This window comes from Streptomyces sp. DH41, from assembly GCF_029813785.1.
Lineage (GTDB): Bacteria > Actinomycetota > Actinomycetes > Streptomycetales > Streptomycetaceae > Streptomyces.
The window spans coordinates 184928-209516 of record NZ_JARVKY010000006.1 but is presented as its reverse complement, the minus strand read 5'-3'; the positions used below and the strand labels follow the sequence as shown (position 1 = coordinate 209516).

Annotated in this window: 12 protein-coding genes; 10 read left to right on the top strand and 2 right to left on the bottom strand. The window is 72.9% G+C overall.

From position 1 onward, the window contains the following. Nucleotides 1–11 precede the first annotated feature (11 nt). Both QC283_RS12865 and QC283_RS12860 read right to left on the bottom strand, forming a co-directional pair. Nucleotides 12–12902 carry a type I polyketide synthase gene (locus tag QC283_RS12865; protein WP_279561603.1) on the bottom strand — a complete coding sequence of 4297 codons (12891 nt, stop codon included), beginning with the start codon at nucleotides 12900–12902 and terminating at the stop codon, nucleotides 12–14. Between the two features lie 76 nt (nucleotides 12903–12978). Then, a complete protein-coding gene (locus QC283_RS12860; protein WP_279561602.1) occupies nucleotides 12979–14199 on the bottom strand; it encodes a cytochrome P450 in 1221 nt (406 codons plus the stop codon). Here QC283_RS12860 and QC283_RS12855 point away from each other — a divergent pair. The 10 genes from QC283_RS12855 (at nucleotide 14185) to QC283_RS12810 (ending at nucleotide 24580) form a co-directional block, all read left to right on the top strand. After that, complete coding sequence (locus tag QC283_RS12855) at nucleotides 14185–15759, top strand: macrolide family glycosyltransferase (RefSeq protein WP_336620641.1); 1575 nt, start codon at nucleotides 14185–14187, stop codon at nucleotides 15757–15759. The genes QC283_RS12860 and QC283_RS12855 overlap by 15 nt on opposite strands. A 51-nt stretch (nucleotides 15760–15810) precedes the next feature. Next, nucleotides 15811–17073, top strand: a complete 1263-nt coding sequence (locus tag QC283_RS12850) for a cytochrome P450 (protein ID WP_279561600.1) — start codon at nucleotides 15811–15813, stop codon at nucleotides 17071–17073. Nucleotides 17074–17112: 39 nt separating this feature from the next. Then, nucleotides 17113–17547 (top strand): sugar 3,4-ketoisomerase, encoded by a 435-nt coding sequence (locus QC283_RS12845; RefSeq protein ID WP_279561599.1) that lies wholly within the window; start codon nucleotides 17113–17115, stop codon nucleotides 17545–17547. After that, nucleotides 17544–18683 (top strand): DegT/DnrJ/EryC1/StrS family aminotransferase, encoded by a 1140-nt coding sequence (locus tag QC283_RS12840; RefSeq protein WP_279561598.1) that lies wholly within the window; start codon nucleotides 17544–17546, stop codon nucleotides 18681–18683. The genes QC283_RS12845 and QC283_RS12840 overlap by 4 nt, the downstream gene beginning before the upstream one ends. 79 nt (nucleotides 18684–18762) lie before the next feature. Further along, nucleotides 18763–19674, top strand: coding sequence for a glucose-1-phosphate thymidylyltransferase RfbA (rfbA, locus tag QC283_RS12835; protein WP_279561718.1), 912 nt, complete (start codon nucleotides 18763–18765; stop codon nucleotides 19672–19674). A gap of 46 nt (nucleotides 19675–19720) precedes the next feature. Then, entirely contained in the window at nucleotides 19721–20725 is a 1005-nt protein-coding gene (gene rfbB / locus QC283_RS12830; RefSeq protein ID WP_279561597.1) for a dTDP-glucose 4,6-dehydratase, read from the top strand. Then, a complete protein-coding gene (locus QC283_RS12825; RefSeq protein ID WP_279561596.1) occupies nucleotides 20712–21317 on the top strand; it encodes a dTDP-4-dehydrorhamnose 3,5-epimerase family protein in 606 nt (201 codons plus the stop codon). Before rfbB ends, QC283_RS12825 begins: the two co-directional genes overlap by 14 nt. 7 nt (nucleotides 21318–21324) lie before the next feature. Further along, nucleotides 21325–22101, top strand: coding sequence for a thioesterase II family protein (locus tag QC283_RS12820; RefSeq protein ID WP_279561595.1), 777 nt, complete (start codon nucleotides 21325–21327; stop codon nucleotides 22099–22101). Next, nucleotides 22091–23557, top strand: a complete 1467-nt coding sequence (locus QC283_RS12815) for an NDP-hexose 2,3-dehydratase family protein (protein ID WP_279561594.1) — start codon at nucleotides 22091–22093, stop codon at nucleotides 23555–23557. The genes QC283_RS12820 and QC283_RS12815 overlap by 11 nt, the downstream gene beginning before the upstream one ends. Nucleotides 23558–23587: 30 nt before the next feature. Further along, nucleotides 23588–24580, top strand: coding sequence for a Gfo/Idh/MocA family protein (locus QC283_RS12810; protein WP_279561593.1), 993 nt, complete (start codon nucleotides 23588–23590; stop codon nucleotides 24578–24580). Nucleotides 24581–24589 lie beyond the last annotated feature (9 nt).

Here is a 24589-nt window from a genome sequence, read left to right as displayed (position 1 = left end):
GCCTGCCGTCGTCACAGCTGCTCCTCGATGAAGGCGAAAAGTTCCTCGTCGTCGACGCCTGCCAGGTCCTCCGGGGCGGCCACGAGCGGGTCCGGTCCGGCGCCGCCCGCCGGGCCGCCGCCGACGGGGCCGAGCGCGGTCACGAGCGCGGCCAGGCGGCGATGCAGGGTCTCGCGGCGGATGTCGTCCGCCGCGAGCACGGTGACGGCCGCTTCCAGGCTCTCCAGTCCGGCGAGGGCGGCCTCTCCCGCCTCCCGGACGCCGCCGGTGACGGCTGCCAGTTCCGCGCCGATGTGTGCCGCGATCGCCTGGGCCGTGGGCTGGTCGAAGACCACGGCGGCGGCCAGCCTCAGTCCGGTCGCCGTGTTGAGGCGGTTGCGCAGTTCGACCGCGGTGAGGGAGTCGAAGCCGATGTCCCGGAAGGCCCGGCCGGGGTCGACCGCGTCGGGCCCGCCGAGGCCGAGGACGGCGGCGACCTCGGAGCGGACGAGGGTGAGCAGCTCCCGTTGCCGGGCCGTCTCGTCGAGAGGGGCGAGGCGCTGGGCGAGGTCCTCTCCGGCCCCGGCGGGCCGCGCCGCCGTGTCGGCCGCCCGGGTCCGGGAGGCGGCGGCCGGGGCCGGGACGAGGCCGCGCAGCAGGGCGGGCACTTCGGCTCCGGGTGCGCGCAGCGCGTGGGTGTCCAGCCGCAGCGGTACGAGCAGGGACTGGTCGCCGGGCAGGCCCAGCGCCCGGTCGAAGAACGCCAGCCCCTGGGCGTTGCTCATGGGGGCGATGCCGGAGCGGCGCATGCGGCGCAGGTCGGTGCCGGAGAGGTGCCCGGTCATGCCGCTGGCCTCTCCCCACAGCCCCCAGGCCAGGGCGGTCGCGGGCAGGCCGGTGGCACGGCGGTGGGCGGCCAGGGCGTCCAGGAAGGTGTTCGCCGCGGCGTAGTTGGCCTGTCCGGGGCGGCCGAGGAGGCCGGCGGCGCCCGAGAACAGCACGAACGCCGACAGCGGCAGGTCCGCGGTCAGTTCGTGCAGGTGCAGGGCCGCGTCGGCCTTGGGCCGCAGCACGGTGTCCAGCCGCTCGGCGTCGAGCGCGGTGACGGGTCCGTCGTCGAGCACACCGGCCGCGTGGATGACGGCGGTCAGCGGGTGCCCGGGGTCGACGTCCGCGAGCAGGGCCCGCAGCGCGGTGCGGTCCCCGGTGTCGCAGGCGGCGATCCGGACGTGCGCTCCGAGGTCCGTCAGGTCACGCTCCAGTTCCCGGGCTCCGGCGGCGTCGGGCCCGCTGCGGCTGACGAGCAGCAGTCGGCGGGCGCCGTGCGCGGTGACCAGGTGCCGGGCGAGCAGCGCACCGAGGGTGCCGGTCGCCCCGGTGACCAGGACGGTGCCCTCGGGGTCGAGGGCCGGGACGGCGGCCGGAGTGGTGGCCGGGGTGGTGGCCGGGACGGTGGCAGTGGCCGGGGCCTCTTCGTGACGGACGAGCGCGGGGACACGTATCTCTCCCTCGCGCAGTGCCAGTTGCTCCTCGTCCGTGCCGATCGCTGCGGCCAGTGCGGCTGCCGAGGCGTCCGTACCGTCGGTGTCGGCGAGCACGAACCGGCCGGGGTGCTCGGTCTGCGCGGAGCGTACGAGCCCCCACAGCCCGGCGCCCGCCAGCCCCGGCAGTTCCTCGGCGGCCGCGGTGGCCACCGCGCACTCGGTCAGCACGACCAGCCGGGCCCGCTCCGTGACCGTGTCCCCGTCTCCGTCTCCGTCTCCGCTCAGCCACTCCTGGAGCAGAGCGAGTCCTCGCGCGGTGCACTCGCGCACCTGCTCGGGGGTGGCCGGCCCGGCCGGGAAGGCGGCGACGACGGCGTCGGGCTGCGGGGACGCGCCGGAGGCCACGGCGGCCCGCAGGGCGGCCAGGTCGGCGTGCGCCTCCACCTCGGCACCTTCCGAGCGGGCCTTCACTCCGAGGGTGCCGGAACCGATCAGGGCGAGCCGTCGCACCGGCCGCGCCGACCGGGCGGTGCCGCGCCAGCCGACCCGGTACAGCGGAAGCCGGTCACCCGCGGCACCGAGCAGCGCCTCCAGCCTGCCCCGTTCCACCGGGCGCATGACCAGTGCCGCCAGGTCCAGCACCGGCGCACCGGCGAGGTCGACGGCGGTCAGGGACACCTCGCCGTCGCCCGTCCGGGAGATCCGCACCCGCAGGACTTCGGCGCCCGAAGCGTGCAGGGTGACTCCCTGCCAGGCGAAGGGCAGCAGCAGCGCGCCGTCCGGCACGTCGAGCAGCCCGCCCGCGAGCCAGGGCTGGAGCGCCGCGTCGAGCAGAGCGGGGTGTACGCCGTAGCGGGCGGCGTCGGCCCGGACGCGGCCGGGCAGCCGGATCTCCGCGAAGACCTCGCCCTCCCGGCGCCACAGCGCCTCGATGCCGGAGAACACCTCTCCGTACTCGTAACCCAGCTCCGTGAACCGCGCGTACACGTCCTCCGCGGTCACCCGCTCGCAGCCGGCCGGCGGCCAGGCGGCGCCCGCCCAGTCGGCCGCCGGGGCCGTGGGCGCGTCCGCGCCGAGCAGACCGCCGGCGTGCCGGGTCCAGGAGGTCTCGGAGCCGTCGGCGGCCTCGGTGCGGGAGTGGATGGTCATACGCCGCCGGCCGGTCTCGTCGGCTGCCTCCACCCTCACCTGGACCTGCACCGCGGTTCCCTCGGTGAGGGTGAGCGGTGCCTCCAGCCCCAGTTCCTCCACACCGGCGCAGCCGGTCGCGGCGGCGGCACGCAGGGCGAGTTCGACGAACGCCGTGCCGGGCAGGAGGCTCCGTCCGAGAACGGCGTGATCCGTGATCCACGGGTGGTCGGCGAGGGAGACGCGCCCGGCGAGAACCACCTCACCGCTCTCGGCGAGCGGCAGCGCACCCCCGAGCAGCGGGTGCGTCTCCCAGTGCATGCCGAACCTGGCAGCCGCGGCGTCCCCCGTGCCGGCGGGCGAGGTCGGGGCCCAGTAGTGCTGGTGCTGGAAGGGATAGGTGGGCAGGTCGACGCGCCGCGCGCCGGTCCCCTCGAAGAGCGCCGCCCAGTCGACGGACGTGCCGTGCACGAACAGCTCGGCGGCCGAGGTCAGGAAACGGGCCAGCGTGCCCTCGTCCCGCCGCAGCGAACCGACGGCGGTCACGTCGGCCGTCTCCTGCACGCCCATCGTCAGCACCGGGTGGGCACTGGATTCCACGAACGTCCCGAACCCCTTGGAGGTCAGGAGCCGCACCGTCTCCTCGAAGCGGACGGTGTGCCGCAGATTGCGGTACCAGTAGCCCGCGCCCAGGGTCGTGGTGTCCGCCAGGACCGCGTCGACCGTCGAGTAGAAGGGGACCTTGGACGCACGCGGGGTGATCGGGGAGAGTACGTCGAGGAGTGCGGCCTCGATACGCTCCACATGCGCCGAGTGCGAGGCGTAGTCCACCGGGACCTGACGGGCCCGGACCTCCTCCGCCCGGCAAGCCTCCACGAACTCCACGACCGCGTCGGCGTCACCCGCGACGACCGTACTGGACACACCATTGACCGCAGCCACATCGAGGCGGCCTTCCCAACCGGACAGGCGCGCTTCCACCTCCGTGCGCGGCAGCGACACCGACGCCATACCGCCCAGACCGGCCAGCTCGCGGCCGATCACCTGGGCCCGCAGCGCCACCACACGCGCCGCATCCTCCAGGGACAGCGCACCACTGACGGCAGCCGCCGCGATCTCACCCTGCGAATGCCCCACCACCGCGTCCGGCACAACACCCACGGAACGCCACAGCTCGGCGAGGGACACCATCACCGCCCACGTGACCGGCTGGATCACCTCCACCCGCTCCAACGCCGCACCCGAACGCAACACCTCGATGGGATCGAAGTCGATGAACGGCGCCAAGGCCGCAGCGCACTCCCGCAGACGAGTGGCGAACACCGGCGACGTGTCCAGCAGCTCACGCCCCATCCCCGCCCACTGCGTCCCCTGCCCCGGGAACACCAGCACCGTCCGGCCGGACGACTCCGACGCCACACCCTCCACCGTGACCTCACCGACCCGGACCTGCCGGTGCTCGAACACCGACCGCCCCGAGGCCAGCGTGTAACCGATGTCCGACAGGCGGGTGTCGACTCCGGCGCGCTCCAGCCGGGCATCGAGCCGCTCGGCCTGCTCACGCAGGGCCTCGGCCGAACGCCCCGTGACGACCAGCGGAACGACGGGCAGTTCCCGCACGACCGGTTTTTCGACCGGCTCGACGGCGGGGGCCTGCTCCAGGATCACGTGCGCGTTCGTCCCGCTCACTCCGAAGGCGGACACACCCGCCCGACGGGGACGGTCGACGCCGGGCCACGGCCGGGTGTCGGTCAGCAACTCGACCGCTCCGGCGGACCAGTCCACGCGCGACGACGGCCGGTCCACATGCAACGTCTTCGGCAGGACGCCCCGCTCCAGGGCCATCACCATCTTGATGACCCCACCCACACCCGCAGCCGCCTGGGGGTGCCCGATGTTCGACTTCAACGAACCGAGCCACAGCGGGTGTTCGGCCTCCCGCTGCTGCCCGTACGTCGCCAGCAGGGCCTGCGCCTCGATCGGGTCCCCCAGCCGCGTACCCGTACCGTGCGCCTCCACCACGTCCACGTCGGCGAAGCCGAGCCCCGCGTTGGTGAGGGCCTGGACGATGACGCGTTCCTGGGAGGGGCCGTTGGGTGCGGTCAGGCCGTTGCTGGCGCCGTCCTGGTTGACGGCGGAGCCGCGGACGACGGCGAGGACGGGATGTCCGTTGCGCACGGCGTCGGACATCCGCTCGACGAGAAGGATGCCGGCACCCTCGCCCCAGCTCGTGCCGTCCGCCGCGTCGGCGAACGCCCTGCTGCGGCCGTCGGCCGAGAGCCCGCGCTGGCGGGAGAACTCCACGAACAGACCGGGTGCGGCCATGACGGTGACACCGCCCGCGAGAGCGAGGTCGCACTCCCCCGCACGCAGTGCCTGCACCGCCTGGTGCAGAGCTACCAGGGAGGAGGAACAGGCCGTGTCGAGGGAGACCGACGGGCCTTCCAGACCGAGGACGTAGGAGATGCGTCCGGAGACCACACTGGCGGACTTGCCGGTGAGCAGGTAGCCCTCGTGCTCCTCGTCGGCCTCGTGCAGCCGGGAGGCGTACTCCTGGTGGGTGAGGCCCGCGAACACGCCCGTACGGCTGCCGCGCAGGGAGCGCGGGTCGATACCGGCGCGTTCCAGGGCCTCCCAGGAGGTCTCCAGCAGCAGGCGCTGCTGAGGGTCCATCACCAGGGCCTCGCGGGGTGAGATGCCGAAGAACTCGGCGTCGAACTCGGCGGCCTCGTGGAGGAAGCCGCCCTCGCGGACGTAGGTGTGGCCGCGCGGCAGGTTCTCGGGGTCCGGGACGAAGATCTCGTCCAGGTTCCAGCCACGGTCGGTGGGGGCGGGACCTATGACGTCGCGTCCGGCCATGACCAGGTCCCACAACGCTTCGGGCGTGGCGGCCTCGCCCGGGTAGCGGCAGGCCATGGAGACGATGACGACCGGGTCGGTGTCGTCGGCGGCCGGAGAGGACGCGGGGCCCACCGGAACCGGCGCGGCCGACGGGGCGTCCCCGAGCAGCCTGCCGAGGAGGTGTTCGGCGAGCACGGCGGGGCTGGGCCGGTCGAAGACGACGGTCGCGGGCAGTGTGAGCCCGGTGGCGGCGTTGAGACGGTTACGCAGTTCCAGAGCGGTCAGCGAGTCGAATCCGGCGTCCTTGAAGGAACGGTCGGGCCGGACGGCGTCGGTGCCGGGGTGCCTGAGCACGGTGGCCGCCTCGGCACGTACCAGCTCCACCAGCACGCGCATGCGCTCGGCATCGGGAAGAGCGGCCAGCCGTCCTGCCAGTCCGTCGGCGGGTCCGGCGGCGGACCGGGTCGTGGCGTCTCCCCGGGCCTCCAGGGCACGGCGTGCCTCGGGCACGGTGTCGAAGCCGGGGCCGGGCCGCAGGGCGCAGGTGCGGGGCGCGAAGTCGTCCCAGTCGACATCGACGACGGTGACGCAGACGTCACCGTGGTCCAGGGCGCGGTGCAGGGCCTCGATGCCCTTCTCCGGGTCCATGGGCCGGATGCCACGGCGGTTCAGGCTCTCCTCGCCGGCGCCTTCGGCCATGCCGCCGCCGCCCCACAGACCCCACGCGACGGACGTGGCGGGCAGCCCCTGCGCGTGGCGCTGCTCGGCGAGCACGTCGAGGGAGGCGTTGGCGGTGGCGTAGGCGGCCTGTCCGCCGTTGCCCCAGGTTCCGGTGACGGAGGAGAACAGTACGAAGGCGTCGAGGTCCAGACCGCGTGCGGAGGTCAGCTCGTGCAGGTGGCGGGCGGCGTCGGCCTTGGGGGCACGGATGTCGCGCAGATCCTCGGCCGAGACGGTGCCGATCACGCCGTCGGCGAGCACGCCTGCGGTGTGGAAGACGGCGGTGGGCGGATGCTCGGCCAGCAGTGCGGCGAGCGCGTCCCGGTCGGCCACGTCACAGGCGGCGACGGTCACCTCGGCGCCCAGCGCGCGCAGTTCGGCGGCGAGTTCCCCGGCGCCGGGGGCGTCCGGGCCGCGCCTGCTGGTCAGCACCAGGTGCCCGGCGCCGTTCCGGGCGGCCCAGCGGGCGACCTGCGCCCCGAGGGCCCCGGTGCCGCCGGTGACCAGAACGGTGCCGCGCGGGGTGTAGGCCCGGCGGGCGGGTGTGGTGCCGGCGCGGGTGATCCGGCGGCCGTACGTTCCGGAGGCCCGTACGGCGACCTGGTCCTCGCCGTTCCGGCCGGTCAGCGCGGCGACGACCCGCTGCCAGGCGCGTACGTCCGGCTCTGCGGGCAGGTCGATCACCCCGCCCCACAGAGCGGGGAGTTCGAGGGCGGCGACTCGGGCGAGCGCCCAGATCTGCGCCCCGCTGTCCTCCGGGACCTCGCCGGGCGCGACGGCCACGGCCGCGTTGGTCAACGCCCACAGCCGCGCCTCGGTCTCCGCGTCGGCGGCAGCCTGGACGAGGGCCACGGTGCCGGAGACGGCGGCGGGAGTGCGGGCGAGGGAGAGCAGGGACAGGATGCCGGTGAGGTCTCCGTGGGCCGCCAACCGCGCGGACAGCTCCTCCCGCCCGACGGCCGACGGATCCACCACCAACCGCTCGACCTCCGCACCGGCACCGGCCAGCACCGCCTCGGCCTCGCCGGCCACAGCGCCCTGCACACCCTCGGGCACCACCACCAGCCAACGCCCGGTGAGCGAACCGGCCGCTTCACCACCCAGCCCCTGCCACGTCACCCGGTAACGCCAGGCATCGGTGTCCGTGGCAGTGTCGGGGGCAGCAGCGGGGGCGACGGGCTCGAGCCAGTAGTGCTGGTGCTGGAAGGGGTAGGTGGGCAGGTCGACGCGCCGGGCGCCGGTCCCCTCGAAGAGAGCGGCCCAGTCGACGGACGTCCCGTGCACGAACAGCTCGGCGGCCGAGGTCAGGAAACGGGCCAGCGTGCCCTCGTCCCGCCGCAGCGAACCGACGGCGGTCACGTCGGCGGTCTCCTGCACGCCCATGGTCAGCACCGGGTGGGCGCTGGATTCGACGAACGTCCCGAACCCCTTGGAGGTCAGGAGCCGCACGGTCTCCTCGAAGCGGACGGTGTGCCGCAGATTGCGGTACCAGTAGCCCGCGTCCAGGGTCGTGGTGTCCGCCACAGCGGCGTCGACCGTCGAGTAGAAGGGGACCTTGGACGCACGCGGGGTGATCGGGGAGAGTACGTCGAGGAGTTCGGCCTCGATGCGCTCCACATGCGCGGAGTGCGAGGCGTAGTCCACCGGGACCTGACGGGCCCGGACCTCCTCCGCCCGGCAGGCGGCGACGAACTCCACGACCGCGTCGGCGTCACCCGCGACGACCGTGCTGGACACACCATTGACCGCAGCGACATCGAGGCGGCCTTCCCAGCCGACCAGGCGCGCTTCCACCTCTGTGCGCGGCAGCGACACCGACGCCATACCGCCCAGACCGGCCAGCTCGCGGCCGATCACCTGGGCCCGCAGCGCCACCACACGCGCCGCGTCCTCCAGGGACAGCGCACCACTGACCGCAGCCGCCGCGATCTCACCCTGCGAATGCCCCACCACCGCGTCCGGCACAACACCCACGGAACGCCACAGCTCGGCAAGGGACACCATCACCGCCCACGTGACCGGCTGGATCACCTCCACCCGCTCCAACGCCGCACCCGAACGCAACACCTCAACCGGGTCGAAGTCCACGAACGGCGCCAACGCCGCCGCACACTCCCGTATACGAGCGGCGAACACCGGCGAGGCATCCAGCAGCTCACGGCCCATCCCCGCCCACTGCGTCCCCTGCCCCGGAAACACCAGCACCGTGCGGCCGGGTGACTCAGGGGCCACGCCCTGCACGGTGGTCTGTCCCAGGGTCACCGAGCGGTGCTCCAGCACCGAGCGTTCCGTGGCCAGGCTGAAGGCCACGTCCAGTGGACGTGGCGAAGGCTCCTGGTCCAGGCGGGCTCGGACACGTGCCTGCTGTTCACGCAGGGCGGCCTGGGTCTTGGCGGTCACCACCAGCGGAACCACGGGCAGATCCCGCACCACCGGCTCCTCGACCGGCTCGACAGCGGGAGCCTGCTCCAAAATCACGTGCGCGTTCGTCCCACTCACCCCGAACGACGACACCGCCGCCCGACGCGGACGCCCCACCTCCGGCCACTCACGCCGCTCGGTCAGCAACTCCACCGCACCCGCCGACCAGTCCACCCGCGACGACGGACGATCCACATGCAACGTCCCCGGCAACACACCCCGCTCCAAGGCCATCACCATCTTGATGACCCCACCCACACCCGCAGCCGCCTGCGCATGCCCGATATTCGACTTCAACGACCCCAGCCACAACGGGCGTTCAGCCTCTCGCCCCTGCCCGTACGTCGCCAGCAGAGCCTGCGCCTCGATCGGATCACCCAGCCGCGTACCCGTACCGTGCGCCTCCACCACATCCACATCCGCACCCGACAACCCCGCCGACTCCAACGCCGCCCGGATCACCCGCTGCTGCGACGGACCGTTCGGAGCCGTCAGCCCATTGGACGCACCGTCCTGATTGACCGCAGAACCCCGCACCACCGCCAACACCCGATGCCCCAGACGACGAGCGTCCGACAACCGCTCCACCAGCAGCATGCCGACACCCTCACCCCAGCCCGTACCATCCGCCGCATCCGCGAACGCACGGCACCGCCCGTCCACCGACAACCCCCGCTGCTGCGAGAACTCCACAAACATCCCGGGGCCGGCCATCACCGCGGCACCACCGGCGAGGGCGAGGTCGCACTCGCCGTTGCGCAGGGCCTGCCCGGCCAGGTGCAGGGAGACCAGCGACGAGGAACACGCCGTGTCCACCGTCACCGCCGGCCCCTCCAGACCCAGCGCGTACGAGATCCGGCCCGACAGCACACTGGCGGTGTTTCCGGTGAGGAGGTAGCCGTCGTAGCCCTGAGCGGGTTCGTGGAGGCGGGGACCGTACTCCTGTGTCATGGCGCCGACGAAGACACCGGTCCGCGAGCCGCGCAGACCCGCCGCCGGGATACCCGCCCGCTCCAACGCCTCCCACGACGTCTCCAACAGCAACCGCTGCTGCGGATCCATCGCCACCGCCTCACGCGGCGAAATACCGAAGAACCCCGCGTCGAACTCCCCCGCACCATGCAGGAACCCACCCTCACGCACATACGTACGCCCAGGCCGACCCGGCTCCGGATCGAACAACCCCTCCACATCCCAGCCACGGTCCACCGGGAAACCCGACACCGCGTCCGTCCCCGACACCACCAAATCCCACAGACCCTCCGGCGAACCAACCCCACCCGGGAACCGGCACGCCATCCCCACGATCGCGAGGGTGTCATCGGGTTCGGCGCCGGTCCGCTCGTCACGGAGCACGGGAGCAAGGGCGGGTGCGGGTGCGGATGCGGGTACCGACAGGGCGCCCGGGGTCTCCTCGCCCGCTGCGGCGACGTCCCGGATCAGGCGGGCGACCTCCATGGGCGTCGGGTGGTCGTAGACCAGGGTCGTGGGCAGTCTCAGGCCGGTCGCGGCTCGCAGCCGGTTGCGCAGCTCGATGCCCTGGATCGATTCGAAGCCCTGCTCCTTGAAGGTCAGTTCAGGGCTGACGGTGTCGGCGGAGGGGCGGCCGAGCACGGTCGCCGCGTGCACCCGGACCAGTTCGACGACGTAGTCCAGTCGCTCGGCCTCGGAACGACCGCGCAGCTCGCGGCTGAGCAGCGTCTCCTCGGTGTCCGGAACTCCGTGGGCCGGCTCGGCCTCGGGGACGGAGTCGAACCAGTGCCGTGTGCGCTGAAAGGGGTAGGTGGGCAGGTCGACGCGCCGCGCGCCGGTCCCCTCGAAGAGCGCCGACCAGTCGACCGGCACGCCCTGGACGAACAGTTCGGCGGCAGCGGCGAGGAAGCGCTCCAGCCCGCCTTCGTCCCGCCGCAGCGAGCCCACGGCGATGACGTCGGCGGTCTCCTGCACGCCCATCGTCAGCACCGGGTGGGCGCTGGACTCGACGAACGTCCCGAACCCCTTGGAGGTCAGCAGCCGCACCGTCTCCTCGAAGCGGACGGTGTGCCGCAGATTGCGGTACCAGTAGCCCGCGTCCAGGGTCGTGGTGTCCGCCACAGCAGCGTCGACCGTCGAGTAGAACGGGACACGAGCGGCACGCGGAGTGATCGGCCCGAGGACCTCCAGGAGCTCGGCCTCGATGCGCTCCACGTGCGCCGAGTGCGAGGCGTAGTCCACCGGCACCTGACGGGCCCGGACCTCCTCCGCCCGGCAGGCGGCGACGAACTCCACGACCGCGTCGGCGTCACCCGCGACGACCGTGCTGGACACGCCGTTGACCGCGGCCACATCCAACCGGCCCTCCCAGCCGGACAGACGAGCCTCCACCTCCGCACGCGGCAACGACACCGACGCCATACCACCCAGACCGGCCAGCTCCCGGCCGATCACCTGCGCACGCAACGCCACCACACGCGCCGCGTCCTCCAGCGACAACGCACCACTGACCGCAGCCGCCGCGATCTCACCCTGCGAATGCCCCACCACCGCGTCCGGCACAACACCCACGGAACGCCACAGCTCGGCAAGGGACACCATCACCGCCCACGTGACCGGCTGGATCACCTCCACCCGCTCCAACGCCGCACCCGAACGCAACACCTCAACCGGGTCGAAGTCCACGAACGGCGCCAACGCCGCCGCACACTCCCGCAGACGAGCGCCGAACACCGGCGAGGCATCCAGCAGCTCACGCCCCATCCCCGCCCACTGCGTCCCCTGACCCGGAAACACCAGCACCGTCCGGCCGCAGGCAGTCGGCTCCGTGACCACGCCGTGCACGGCGGAGCGCTCCAGGCGGGTCAGGAGTTCCTGGCGGTCGCCCGCCAGGACCACGGCGCGGTGGGCGAAGACAGTGCGTGTGTCGGCGAGGGTCCGGGCGACGTCGCGCAGGGCGAGTTCCGGTGTGTGCTCCACATGGGCGCTCAGTTGGGCGGCCTGGTCGCGCAGGGCTTCCGCGGTGCGGCCGGAGACGACGACCGGTACCACCGGCAGGTGGTGGCCGGGCTCGGCGTCTCCGTCTTCGGCCGGGGCGGGCGCCGGGGCCTGGGACAGGACGACGTGCGCGTTGGTGCCGCCCATACCGAAGGCGGAGACGCCGGCGAGCCGTGGGGTTTCGGGGTCGGCGGTCCAGGACTCCAGTTCGGTCTGGACGGTGAGGTTGAGCCCTTCCAGGTCGATGTCCGGGTTCGGCGTGGTGTGGTGGAGGCTCGGCGGCAGTTCGCCCTCGCGTACGGCGAGGGCGGCCTTGAGGAGGCCGACGACGCCCGCGGCGCCTTCGAGGTGACCGACGTTGGTCTTGGCGGAGCCGACGGCCAGCGGGGTGCGGCGGCCGGCGGCGGTACCGAGGACGGCGCCCAGGGCGGCTGCCTCGACGGGGTCGCCGGCGCGGGTGCCGGTGCCGTGCAGTTCGACGTAGCCCACGTGTCCGGCGGGGACGCCGGCGCGCTCGTAGGCCTCGCGGAGTACGGCCTCCTGGGCGGCCTGGTCCGGTGTGGTCAGGCTGGGGCCGCCGCCGTCGTTGTTGACGGCACCGCCCTTGATGACGCAGTGCACGCGGTCGCCGTCGGCGAGGGCGCGGTGCAGTGGCTTCAGGACGAGGACGCCACCGCCCTCGCCACGCACGTAGCCGTTGGCGCGGGCGTCGAAGGTGTGGCAGCGGCCGTCGGGGGAGAGGGCGCCCATCATCTCCATGGCGGCGGTGCTGTCCTCGGCGAGGATGAGGTTGACGCCGCCGGCCAGACAGAGGTCGCTCTCGCCGCGGCGCAGGCTCTCGCAGGCGAGGTGGACGGCGACGAGTGCGGAGGACTGGGCGGTGTCCACGGCCATGCTGGGCCCGCGCAGGCCGAGCAGGTGGGAAAGTCGGTTGGCGGCCATGGCGCGGTGGCGGCCGGTGGCGGTGTAGCCGTCGGTGCGGCCGGCGGCGCGGGTGAGAGTGGCGTAGTCGTCGGAGGCGATGCCGACGTACACGCCGCCGCGGGTGCCGCGGAGGCGGGCCGGGACCATCCCGGCGTGCTCCAGCGCCTCCCAGCCGAGTTCGAGGACCAGGCGGTGCTGGGGGTCGGTGGCGGCGGCGTCGGCGGGGTTCATCCCGAAGAATCCGGCGTCGAACTCGCCGTGTGCCGGCAGGGCGCCGCGCCGGGTGCCGTCGGCCTGCGGGGTGACGGCGTCGCGGCCGTCGCGCAGCAGGTGCCAGAACTCCCCGACGGTGGCGGCTCCGGGAAGCCTGCACGCCATGCCCACGACGGCTATGTCGTTGTCCTCCGTGTGCTGCTCACGGGTCTTCGGGGTCATGAATTCTCCATAGCCAGGGATGAGGTGCGAGGGCCCACGGGCAAGAATGGGGAATGCGGCAAGAGCGCCGCTGGAATCACCAGGTGACGGGGAGTTCGACAAGGCCGCGGACGAGCATTCCGCGGTGCCAGTCGAGTTCGGCGGCGGGCCGGGCCAGGCGCAGTGCGGGGAGCCGGCCGGTGAGGGCCTCGAGCGCGCACTGGAGTTCGGCGCGGGCCAGTGGTGCGCCGAGGCAGAAGTGGGGGCCCTGGCCGAAGGCGATGTGGGGGTTGGCGGCGCGGTCGAGGGCCACGTCGTCGGGGGTCTCGAAGACGGTCTCGTCGCGGTTGGCGGAGGCGAGGGAGTAGACGACGGCCTCGCCGGCGCGGATGGTGACGCCGCCGATCTCGACGTCCTCGGTGGCGACGCGGCTCGGGCCCACGCTGGCCCACAGGGGGACGTAGCGCAGGAGTTCCTCGACGGCCGCGGGGACCAGGTCGGGGCGGGCGATCAGTCGCTCGTAGCCGCGGCGGTCGTCGTCGAGGAGTACCAGGACCTGGCCGGCGAGCTGGTTGGCGGTGGTTTCGTGCCCGCCGACGAGCATGCCGCCGGTGAGCATGAGGAGTTCGTTCTCGCTGAGCCGTCCGTCCTCGTCGCGGGCTTCTACGAGGGCGCTCAGGAGGTCGTCCTCGGGGTGGGCGCGGCGCTGGGCCACGTAGCCGCGCAGGTAGTCGGCGTACTCCTCGGCGGCCTGGGCGACCTGTTCCTCGGTGAAGCGGCTGGCGGACATGAGAGCTTCGGTGAAGGACCGGAATATGTGCTGGTCGGTGCGGGGGATGCCGAGCATCTCGCAGATGACGGCGGTGGGCAGGGGCAGGGCGAGCCGGGCCACGAGGTCGGCGGGGCCGCCGTCGGCGATCAGGTCGTCGATGAGGTGGTGCGTGATCTCGGCGATGCGGGGGCGCAGGGCGGCGACGCGGCGGGCGGTGAAGGCGCGGGAGACCAGGCGGCGCAGCCGGGCGTGCGACTCGGAGGGCATGCCCATGAGGCCGACGGAGTCCAGGGCGCGGGGCGCGGCGCGCGGCACGTCCCAGTCGGCGGCGGCGTGCATGCTCAGCCGGGGGTCGGCGGAGGCCTTCTTGACGTCGGAGTGCCGGGTCAGCAGCCATGCCTCGCCGCCGTGGGGCATGCGGACGCGGGCCACGGGCGAGGTGGCGCGCAGTTCGGCGTAGGCGGGGTCGAGTCGCAGGTCGGCGTGGTCGCCGAAGGGGTAGGCGCGGACGGTTCCGACAGCCGCGGCGGCATGAGGGCAGGTCATGGCGGAATCTCCTCTGTGTACGGACCCGGGGGGGGGGACCTTTCACCGGAACAGCACCCGACGGCGCCGCGGCACGGATATCGCGGGCAGGAAAGGGATTGTGCCAACCGACGACCATGGAAAACGGGAATTCGAGCGGCGCTGGAGCGGAATGCGAGCGACCAGCGACGAGCATTAGAGGGCGCTGGTACACGGTGGTCAGGCACCACCGGCCGGCTGGTGACCGCGCCGGGTCAGTACCGGCGGCCGTGGTGTCTCGCCCCCTGGTCGGGGGTGTGCCGGCACGTCGTATCCGATTCGCCTCGAAGGGCTGGCCCGATGGCGCACATCGCCTTTTTCATTCTCCCCGCGGCAGGTCATGTGAATCCGACGCTGTCCGTGGCGAGGGAACTCGTCGCGCGCGGACACCGGGTCACCTACGCCCTGTCGGAGAACTACCGAGAGCGGGTTCTCGCCACGGGTGCCGAGTTCCTTCCGTACGCCCTGGACCAGGACCGTTTCTGGGACACGATGGTGCCGAAGCAGGACGCGGCCGAGTACACGGACCAGCAGGAGTTCGTGAACATGATGACGTGGATGCTGGATCTGACCCGGCAGACACTGGGGGACTTCGAACGGCACTTCGGGGGCGGGGACGGGGACGGCCGGCCCGACGTGTTCGTGTGCGATCCGTCGTCGTTCTGGAGCGGGCACATCCTGGCGGCCAAGTGGGGTGTGCCGGTGATCCGCAGCACCCCGACCTATGTGGCCAACGAGCACTGGTCGCTGCATCCGCCGGTGGACACGGCCGAGGAGCAGGCCGAGGACCCGCGCACGGGCGCCCTGTTCGAGGCGGTGGCCGAGCTGCTCGCCGAGCACCGGGTGGAGAAGTCCATCGGGGACTTCGCGGCCGAGGTGCACTCGGGTCCGGCGCTGGTGTACCTGCCGCGGGCGTTCCAGTACGCGGGCGACACCTTCGACGAGGAGGTCAGGTTCGTCGGCCCGTGCACGAGCGCCAACTCCTTCCACGGCGAGTGGGAGCCGCCCGGCACCGGCCGGCCGCTGGTGCTGATCAGCCTCGGCACGCTGTACAACAAGCAGCCGGCCTTCTTCCGGGCCTGCGTGGAAGCCTTCCGCGACACCGACTGGGACGTCGTCGTCACGCACGCGGGCGGGGTGGCCGAGGGTGAACTCGGCGACGTTCCGCCGCACATCCGGGTGTACGACTTCGCGCCGCAGGGCGCGGTGCTCGCGCACGCCTCCCTGATGATCAACCACGGCGGTACGAGCACCGTGCTGCAGGCCGTCTCCGAGGGCGTGCCGGTGATCGCCGTACCGCAGATGGCGGAGCTGCACGCGACCGCGACCCGCGCCGAGCAGCTGGGTGTGGGTGCCAAGGTCCTGCGCAAGGACGTCACGCCCGAGCGGCTGCGCGAGACGGCGCTGGCCCTGACCGGCAGTGCCGAGGTGCGGGCGGCGGTGGCGCGGCTGCGCGGCGAGATCGAGGCCGCCGGCGGTCCCGCGGCAGCCGCCGACGCGGTCGAGGCACTGCTCGTTCCGGCTGCGGCCGCCGCGGCCTGAGTGCCGCGGCACAAGCCACTCTCCGACTTCTCACGACCCTCAGGAAGCGACATGACGACACAGACCGCCGAGGTCACCGCCGAGGTCACCGCCGAGACCGGCCCGGACGACGCCGAGACACCCCACCCGCTGGCGCAGCCGGCCGACGCCGACGCCGCCCGGCTGCTCGACTGGTTCGCGCGCGCCCGCCGCGAGGCGCCGGTGTTCTGGGACGCGACGCGGTTCGCGTGGCAGGTGTTCTCCTACGAGGACTACAACACCGTCTCGACCAACCCGCAACTCTTCTCCTCGGACTTCTCGCCGGTGTTCCCGGTGCCCGAGGAGCTGGCCCTGCTGATGGGCCCGGGTACCTTCGGCGGCATCGACCCGCCCCGGCACGGCCCGCTGCGCAAGCTGGTCAGCCAGGCGTTCACCCCGCGCCGGATGGCCGCGCTGGAGCCGCGGATCGAGGAGATCACCCGTCGGCTGCTGGCCGACCTGGAGGGGCGCACCGAGGTCGACGTGGTGACGGACCTGGCGTATCCGCTGCCGGTGACGGTGATCGCGGAGCTGCTGGGGGTGCCGGCCGAGGACCAGGACCTGTTCCGGGAGTGGGTCGACGTCATCCTCAACAACGAGGGGATGGAGTACCCGAACCTGCCGGACGACTTCGCCGAGACGATGGGCCCGGCCATCAAGGAGTGGGCGGCCTATCTCTACGCGAAGATCGCCGAGAAGCGGGAGCGGCCGGCCGACGACCTGATGAGCGGTCTGATCGAGTCCGAGGTCGACGGGCGCCGGCTCACCGACGAGGAGATCGTCAACATCGTCGCCCTGCTGCTGACGGCCGGTCACATCTCCAGTGCCACGCTGCTGAGCAACCTGTTCATCGTGCTGGACCAGCACCCCGGGGCGCAGGCGGAGCTGCGCGCGGACCGGTCGCTGATCCCGGCGGCCGTGGAGGAGACGCTGCGTTTCCGCAGCCCGTTCAACAACATCTTCCGGCTGCTGAAGGAGGACACCGACATCCTCGGTGTGCCGATGAAGGCGGGCCAGATGGTGGTGGCGTGGAGCCAGTCCGCCAACCGTGACCCGCGTCAGTTCCCGGACCCGGACACCTTCGACGTGCACCGCTCGGCCAACAAGCACATGGCGTTCGGTCACGGCATCCACCACTGCCTGGGCGCGTTCCTGGCCCGTATGGAGGCGAAGGTCTTCCTCAATCTGGTCTTCGACGCGTTCTCCTCGTTCACCGTCCACCACGACCGGGCGGAGTTCTACGAGGCGGATCAGCTGACCGCCCGTCATCTGCCGGTCTCCGTCGCCCGCGGCTGAGCGGGCCCTCAGACAGGGAGCTCGATCGTGGCGGTGGGGATGACTACGGAAGTGACGGTGGGCGGGCTGCGGCCCTGCACCGTCATCGACTTGGAGCAGCACGTCGACGAACGGGGCAGCCTTTCGGTCGTGGAGTCCGAATGGACGGCCGGCTTCCCGATCCGGCGGGTGTACTACCTGCACGACCCCGACGTGGGCTCCTCCCGCGGCGGTCACGCGCACCGGGCGCTGGAGCAGCTGGTCATCGCCGTCCACGGTGGTTTCACGATCACCGTGGACGACGGGACGAACCAGGCCGACTACCGGCTGGACGACCCGGGGCGGGGCCTGTACGTCGGCCCGATGGTGTGGCGGAACCTGAAGGACTTCTCGCCGGGCGCGGTGGCTCTCGTGCTGGCCTCGCTGCACTACGACGAGGCGGACTACTACCGCGACTACGCCGAGTTCCGGGCCGCCGCGGGGAGGCCGCGGTGACCGCCGCGGCGCCGGCGCGCGCGAGGCGGGTGGCCTTCCACGACCTGCGGGACCTGCACGCGCTGGACGGTGTGCAGGAGCGCGTCGACGCCGCCGTGCTGCGGGTGGCCCGCTCGGGCCGTTATCTGCTGGGTCCGGAGCTGTCGGCGTTCGAGGAGGAGTTCGCCCGCTACTGCGAGAACGACCACTGTGTCGGCGTGGGCAGCGGCCTGGACGCGCTGGAGCTGACCCTGCGGGCCCTGGAGGTGGGTCCCGGGGACGAGGTGATCGTGCCGGGGCACACCTACATCGCCACCTGGCTGGCGGTGTCGGCGGTCGGGGCGCGGCCGGTCCCGGTGGAACCGGAGGCCGACTCGTACCTGATGGATCCGCAGCGGCTGGCGGACGCGATCACCCCGCGGACGCGGGCCGTCATGCCGGTGCATCCCTACGGGCATCCGGCGGACCTCGACGCGATCGACGCCGTGGCCGCCGCCCGGGGCATCCCGGTTCTCGAGGACGCGGCGCAGGCGCACGGAGCGCGGTACCGGGGCCGGCGGGCCGGGGCCCGGTACGCGGCCGCGTTCAGTTTCTACCCGGGCAAGAACCTGGGGGCGCTGGGCGACGCGGGCGCGGTGGTGACGTCCGACGCGCGGCTCGCGGAGCGGGTCCGGCTGCTGCGCAACTACGGTTCGCGGGTCAAGTACCGGCACGAGGTGCCCGGCAGGAACTCGCGGCTCGACGAGATCCAGGCCGCCGCGCTGCGGGTGAAGCTGCCGTACCTGGACCGGTGGAACGCCCGCCGGGCCGAGGTCGCGGCCCGCTACACCGAGGGTCTGGCCGGGCTGCCGGGGCTGGCCGTGCCCGCGGTGCGGTCGTGGGCCGAGCCGGTGTGGCACCAGTACGTGGTGCGTGCCGCGCGCCGGGCCTCGCTGGTGTCCGCTCTGGAGGCGGCCGGGGTGGAGACGTTGGTCCACTACCCGGTGGCCGTGCACCGGTCCGAGGCGTACGCGGGAGCGGCCACCGGGCCGCTGCCCCGCTGTGAGCGCCTGGCCGACGAGGTGCTGAGCCTGCCCATGGGGCCGCAACTGACCGCGCAGGACGTCACGGCCGTCATCGCGGCGGTCCGCGAGGCGACGGAGACCAGTCATGATTGACGTTGTACGGAACACCTCGGTCACCCCGGCCGGGCCGGCGCCGTGGCAGGCGGCCGGTACCGGGCCGGGCAGGCGGCCGATGAAGGGGATCGTCCTGGCCGGCGGCAGCGGCACCCGGCTGCGCCCGCTGACGGGCACGATCTCCAAGCAACTGCTCCCGGTGTACGACAAGCCGATGATCTACTACCCGCTGTCGGTGCTGATGCTGGCTGGTGTCCGGGACATCCTGATCATCTCGGCCCGGGACCACCTCGGTATGTTCCGCTCGATGCTCGGCGACGGCTCGCGGCTCGGCCTGGAGCTGAGCTACGCCGCCCAGGACGAGCCGCGGGGCATCGCGGAGGCCTTCCTGATCGGGCAGGAGCACATCGGGGACAGCCCGGTCGCGCTCATCCTGGGGGACAACGTCTTCCACGGCCCCGGCTTCTCGTCCGTGATCCACCAGGCCGCGGCCCGGCTGGACGGCTGCGAGCTGTTCGGTTACCCGGTCAATGACCCGCAGCGCTACGGAGTCGGAGAGGTCGACGCCGAGGGACGTCTGCTGTCGCTGGTGGAGAAGCCGGTCAAGCCGCGCTCCAACCTGGCGGTCACCGGCCTGTACCTGTACGACAACGACGTGGTGGACATCGCCCGGTCGCTCGTCCCCTCCGCGCGCGGCGAACTGGAGATCACGGACGTCAACCGCGCGTACCTGGCCGCCGGCCGGGCCCGGCTGACCGCTCTGGGGCGCGGCTTCGCCTGGCTGGACATGGGCACCCACGACTCCCTGCTCCAGGCCGGCCAGTACGTGCAGCTGCTGGAGCAGCGCCAGGGCGAGCGGATCGCGTGCGTCGAGGAGATCGCCCTGCGGATGGGTTTCATCGGTCCGGAGCAGTGCCACGCGCTCGGCCGGGAGCTGGGCGAGTCCGGTTACGGCCGCTACGTACAGGAGACCGCCCGCCGGGCCGCGGCCCGGGCCTCGGAGCACGCCGTCGGCTTCTCCGCCGCCTGAGCGGCACGCCCCCACCCAACCACCCCTTCGTGAAAGGCCCTTGCCGATGCGTGTCCTGGTGACCGGAGGAGCGGGCTTCATCGGCTCGCACTTCGTCAGAGAACTGCTGTCCGACGCCTATCCGGGCCTGGCGGCGACCCGGGTGGTGGTCCTGGACGCGCTGACCTACGCCGGCAACCGGGCCAACCTCGACCCGGTGCGCGCCGACGACCGGCTGGAGTTCGTGCACGGCGACATCTGCGACGCGCCGCTGGTCGGCCGGCTGATGCGCGGCGTCGACCTGGTGGTGCACTTCGCGGCCGAGTCGCACGTGGACCGCTCCATCCAGGACGCGTCCGCTTTCGTGCGCACCAACGTGCAGGGCACGCAGACGCTGCTGGACGCCGCGGTCCGCGCCGGCGCGGGGCGGTTCGTGCACGTCTCCACGGACGAGGTGTACGGGTCGATCGAGACCGGCTCCTGGCCGGAGGAGCACCCGCTGGCGCCCAACTCGCCGTACGCGGCGTCCAAGGCGTCCTCGGACCTGATGGCGCTGGCCTTCCACCGCACGCACGGACTGGAGCTGTGCGTCACCCGCTGCTCCAACAACTACGGGCCGTACCAGTTCCCGGAGAAGCTCGTCCCGCTGTTCACCACCAACCTCGTCGACGGGCTGACCGTGCCCCTGTACGGGGACGGCGGCAACAGCCGGGACTGGCTGCACGTGGACGACCACTGCCGCGGCATCGCGCTGGTCGCCGCGAAGGGCCGGCCTGGCGAGGTCTACAACATCGGCGGCGGCACGGAACTGACCAACCGGGAACTGACCGGCCGGCTGCTGGACCTGTGCGGGCGGGACGCCTCCGCGGTACGCCCGGTCACGGACCGCGCCGGACACGACCGCCGTTACTCCGTGGACATCACGAAGATCTCCACCGAGCTGGGCTACGCCCCGCGGACGGGCCTCGACCGGGGGCTGGCGGACACGGTGGCGTGGTACCGGGACAACCGCGCCTGGTGGGAGCCGCTGAAGGCGGACGCGCGGGAGGCGGGTGGCCGTGCGCGTCGATGAGACCGGCATCCCCGGCACCTACCGGGTGCTGCCCGAGCGGCTGTCCGACGAGCGCGGCCACTTCTACGAGGCCGCCAGGTACAGCGTGCTCACCGAGCGGACCGGACTGCCGTTCTCGGTCCGCCAGGTCAACAACTCCGTGTCCCGCGAGGGCGTGCTGCGCGGCGTGCACTGCAACGACGTGCCCGACGGCGCGAGCAAGCTGGTGACCTGCGTGCGCGGGTCGATGCTGGATGTCATGGTCGACCTGCGGGTGGGCTCGCCCACCTTCGGCCGGTACGAGGTGACCCGGATGTCGGCCGACGACGGGGTCGCCCTGTACCTGCCGGGCAGCGTCGGCCACGCCTTCCTCGCCCTGGAGGACGGCACCTGTGTCAACTACCTGCTGTCCACCGAGTACGTGCCCGGCGCGATGGTCGACCTGGACGCCCTGGACGCGGAGCTGGGACTGCCCTGGGACCTGGCCGGGCCGCCCGTGCGCTCGGCCAAGGACGCGGCCGCCCCCTCGCTCGCCGAGGTCCTCGCCTCCGGCAGGCTGCCGCACTACTCGCCGCCCGCTCCCCCTCCCTCTCCCCCTCGTCCGAGGAGCTGACACCACCGTGACTGCCCCCACCACCGCGCGCGGGCCGGCCGCCGTCCCCACGGGATGGCTGCGCCGCTACCGCCCCTGCGACGACGCGACCGTCCGCCTGGTGTGCTTCCCGCACGCGGGCGGCTCGGCCTCCGCCTACCTGCGTTTCGCGGCCGCTCTGGCCCCGGCGGGCGTGGAGGTGCTGGCCGTGCAGTACCCGGGCCGCCAGGACCGGCGCGGCGAGCCGTTCGTCGCCACCGTCGAGGAGCTGGTCGAGGCGGTACTGCCGGAAGTGCGGCAGTGGACGCAAGGCCCGTTCGCGCTGTTCGGGCACAGCCTGGGCGCGACCCTGGCCTTCGAGACGGCCCGGCGGCTCGCGGAGTCCGGCCGGACGCCGGCGCACCTGTTCCTGTCCGGGCGCCGGGCGCCGGTGGTGCCGCGCACCGACACGGCCTATCTGCTGGACGACCGTTCGCTCGTCGAGCGGGTGACCCGTCTGCAGGGCACCGACCCGGTGCTGCTCCAGGACGAGGAACTGCTGAGCATGGTGCTGCCGGCGATCCGCAACGACTACGCGATGGCCGGGGCCTACCGCTACCGGCCGGGCCCGCCGCTGTCCGTGCCGACCACCGTACTGACCGGCGACGCCGACCCGAACGTGACACCCGACGACGCCCGGCGCTGGTCGGAGGTGGTCGGGGGGCCGTTCGACCTGCGCGTCCTGCCCGGCGGCCACTTCTTCCTCAACGACCACACGGCGGGGATCTGCTCGCTGATCGAGGAGGAACTGGGCGATGCTCACTGACCTGCCGGCACCGGCCGGGCCGGTGTCCCTCGCCGCGGACCGGGCCCTGACGGCCCGCCGGGTGCTGCTGTCGGCCCGGACACCCGAGAGCGCGCCGATGCCGGCCGACCGGGTGCGGCCGTGGCTGGCCGAGCAGGCCCGCCGGGGCGAGTACCGGGTGACCCCGGTGCCGTTCTCCCGGCTGCGCGGCTGGCACTTCGAGGAGCCGGACGGCAACCTGCGGCACGAGTCGGGCCGGTTCTTCAGCGTGGAGGGCCTGCACGTGACGGCCGACGGCCTGCCCCCGCGGGGCCGGCGCCAGCCGATCATCGTGCAGCCGGAGGTGGGTCTGCTGGGCATCGTGGCCCGGGAGATCGACGGGGTGCTGCACTTCCTGATGCAGGCCAAGATGGAACCCGGCAACGTCAACTCCTTCCAGCTCTCCCCCACGGTGCAGGCCACCCGGAGCAACTTCACCGGAGTGCACCAGGGCCGGCGCATCCCCTTCCTGGACCTGTTCCTGGAGCGGGGCCGCTCCCGGGTGCTGGTGGACGTGCTCCAGTCCGAGCAGGCCGACTGGTTCCTCGCCAAACGCAACCGCAACATGATCGTCGAGATCGACGAGGACGTGGAGACCGGCGAGGGGTTCCGCTGGCTGACCCTCGGCCAGCTGCTGCGGCTGCTGCGCCTGGACAACGTGGTCAACATGGACAGCCGCTCCGTGCTGGCGTGTCTGCCGACGGCCGGCGCCCACCCGGACCCGGCCGGCGACCCGGACGGCGATCCGGCCGCCGCCGCGGTGCTGCGCTCCTTCCACGATCCCGCCGCCCCGTCGGTGCACGGCATGACGGAGATCCACAGCTGGCTCACCGGTGTGCGGGCGCTGCGCGAACTCGACCAGCGGCGGGTGCCGCTGCGGGAGGTCGCGGAGGACGGCTGGCTGTTCTCCGGCACCGAGATCGGACACGAGAGCGGCCGGCGCTTCAGGGTGATCGGCGCGGACGTCGCGGCCAGCAACCGGGAGGTGGGCTCCTGGACGCAGCCGATGATCCAGCCGCAGGTTCCCGGGCTGATGGCCCTCGTCGTCAAGCGCATCCGCGGCACCCTGCACGCCCTGGTGCAGGCCCGGGTGGACGTGGGGCACCTGAACGTGGCGGAGCTGGCGCCGACCGTGCACTGCCGGCCCGCCGACCACACCGGGCCGGGCTCCGAGCCCTTCCCGCCGTTCCTCGTGGACGTGCTCACCGCGCCCCCGGAGCGGTTCCGTTACGACACCGTGCAGTCCGAGGAAGGCGGCCGTTTCTACCACGCGGAGAACCGCTACGCCGTGGTGGAGGCCCCCGACGGCTTTCCCGAGGAAGCTCCCGAGGACTACGCCTGGTTGACGTTCGCCCAGCTCACCGAGTTGCTGGCGCACGGCAACTACCTCAACGTCGAGCTGCGGACCCTGGTGGTCTGCGCCCACACCCTCTACTGACGGCCGACGGCCCCTCACCCACGGACGGTCATGCCCCCTCCCCTGCGCCTCGGCCTGCTCGGCTGCTCGGACATCGCCGCCCGCCGGACCCTGCCCGCGCTGCTGCGCACCCCGGAGCTGCGGCTGACGGCCGTGGCCGCCCGGGACACCGGGCGCGCGGCCGGCTACGCGGACCGCTTCGGCGGCACGCCCGCCGCCTCGTACGAGGATCTGCTCACCCGGCCCGACGTCGACGCCGTCTACCTGTCGCTGCCGACCCTGCTGCACGCGCGATGGGCCGAGCGGGCACTGGCGGCCGGCAAGCACGTACTGGTGGAGAAGCCGCTGGCGGCCACGGGCGCGGACGCGCGAGCGCTGTTCGCGCTGGCCGACGACCGGGGACTGGTGCTGCTGGAGAACTTCATGTTCCTGCACCACGGCGCCCACCGGAAGGTGACCGGACTCCTCGCCTCCGGTGTCCTGGGCCCCGTGCGCGCGGTGTCGGCGGCCTTCACCATCCCGCCCCGCCCCGAGGGCGACCTGCGTCACGACCCGCTGCTGGGGGGAGGTGCCCTGCTGGACAGCGGCGTCTACCCGCTGCGCGCGGCCCTGCGTCTCCTCGGCTGCGGCCTCACGGTGGCCGGGGCGAGCCTGCGGCACAGCCGGCGCCTCGGGGTCGACCTGTCGGGGGCCGTCCTGCTGACCGCCCCCGACGGCGCGACGGCGCACCTGCGCTTCGGCATGGAGCATCACTACCGCTCCTGGTACGAGGTCCAGGGCGCCGAGGGCACGCTCTCGGTGGAGCACGTCTACACCACGGCCGCCGGCCACGCGCCGGTGATCCGTCTCGCGTCCGGCCGTGACGTGGAGGAGATCACGGTGCCGGCCGAGGACCACTTCGAGGCGGTGCTGCGGTTCTTCGCGGCCGCCGTGCGGGACCGTGCCGCGGTGTCGTCCCGGTTGCGTCTGCTGGGCGAGGAGTCCCGGCGGCAGGCCGAGCTGCTGGACGGGACACGGGCGCGGGCGGTCCGCGTCGAGGTGTGACACGGACCG

Coding starts and splice junctions, on each gene's coding strand:
- QC283_RS12860 (WP_279561602.1), bottom strand. CDS start 14,199: ATGACCTGCCCTCATGCCGCCGCGGCTGTCGGAACCGTCCGCGCCTAC.
- QC283_RS12850 (WP_279561600.1), top strand. CDS start 15,811: ATGACGACACAGACCGCCGAGGTCACCGCCGAGGTCACCGCCGAGACC.
- QC283_RS12865 (WP_279561603.1), bottom strand. CDS start 12,902: ATGACCCCGAAGACCCGTGAGCAGCACACGGAGGACAACGACATAGCC.
- rfbA (WP_279561718.1), top strand. CDS start 18,763: ATGAAGGGGATCGTCCTGGCCGGCGGCAGCGGCACCCGGCTGCGCCCG.
- QC283_RS12815 (WP_279561594.1), top strand. CDS start 22,091: ATGCTCACTGACCTGCCGGCACCGGCCGGGCCGGTGTCCCTCGCCGCG.
- QC283_RS12855 (WP_336620641.1), top strand. CDS start 14,185: ATGAGGGCAGGTCATGGCGGAATCTCCTCTGTGTACGGACCCGGGGGG.
- QC283_RS12810 (WP_279561593.1), top strand. CDS start 23,588: ATGCCCCCTCCCCTGCGCCTCGGCCTGCTCGGCTGCTCGGACATCGCC.
- QC283_RS12845 (WP_279561599.1), top strand. CDS start 17,113: ATGACTACGGAAGTGACGGTGGGCGGGCTGCGGCCCTGCACCGTCATC.
- rfbB (WP_279561597.1), top strand. CDS start 19,721: ATGCGTGTCCTGGTGACCGGAGGAGCGGGCTTCATCGGCTCGCACTTC.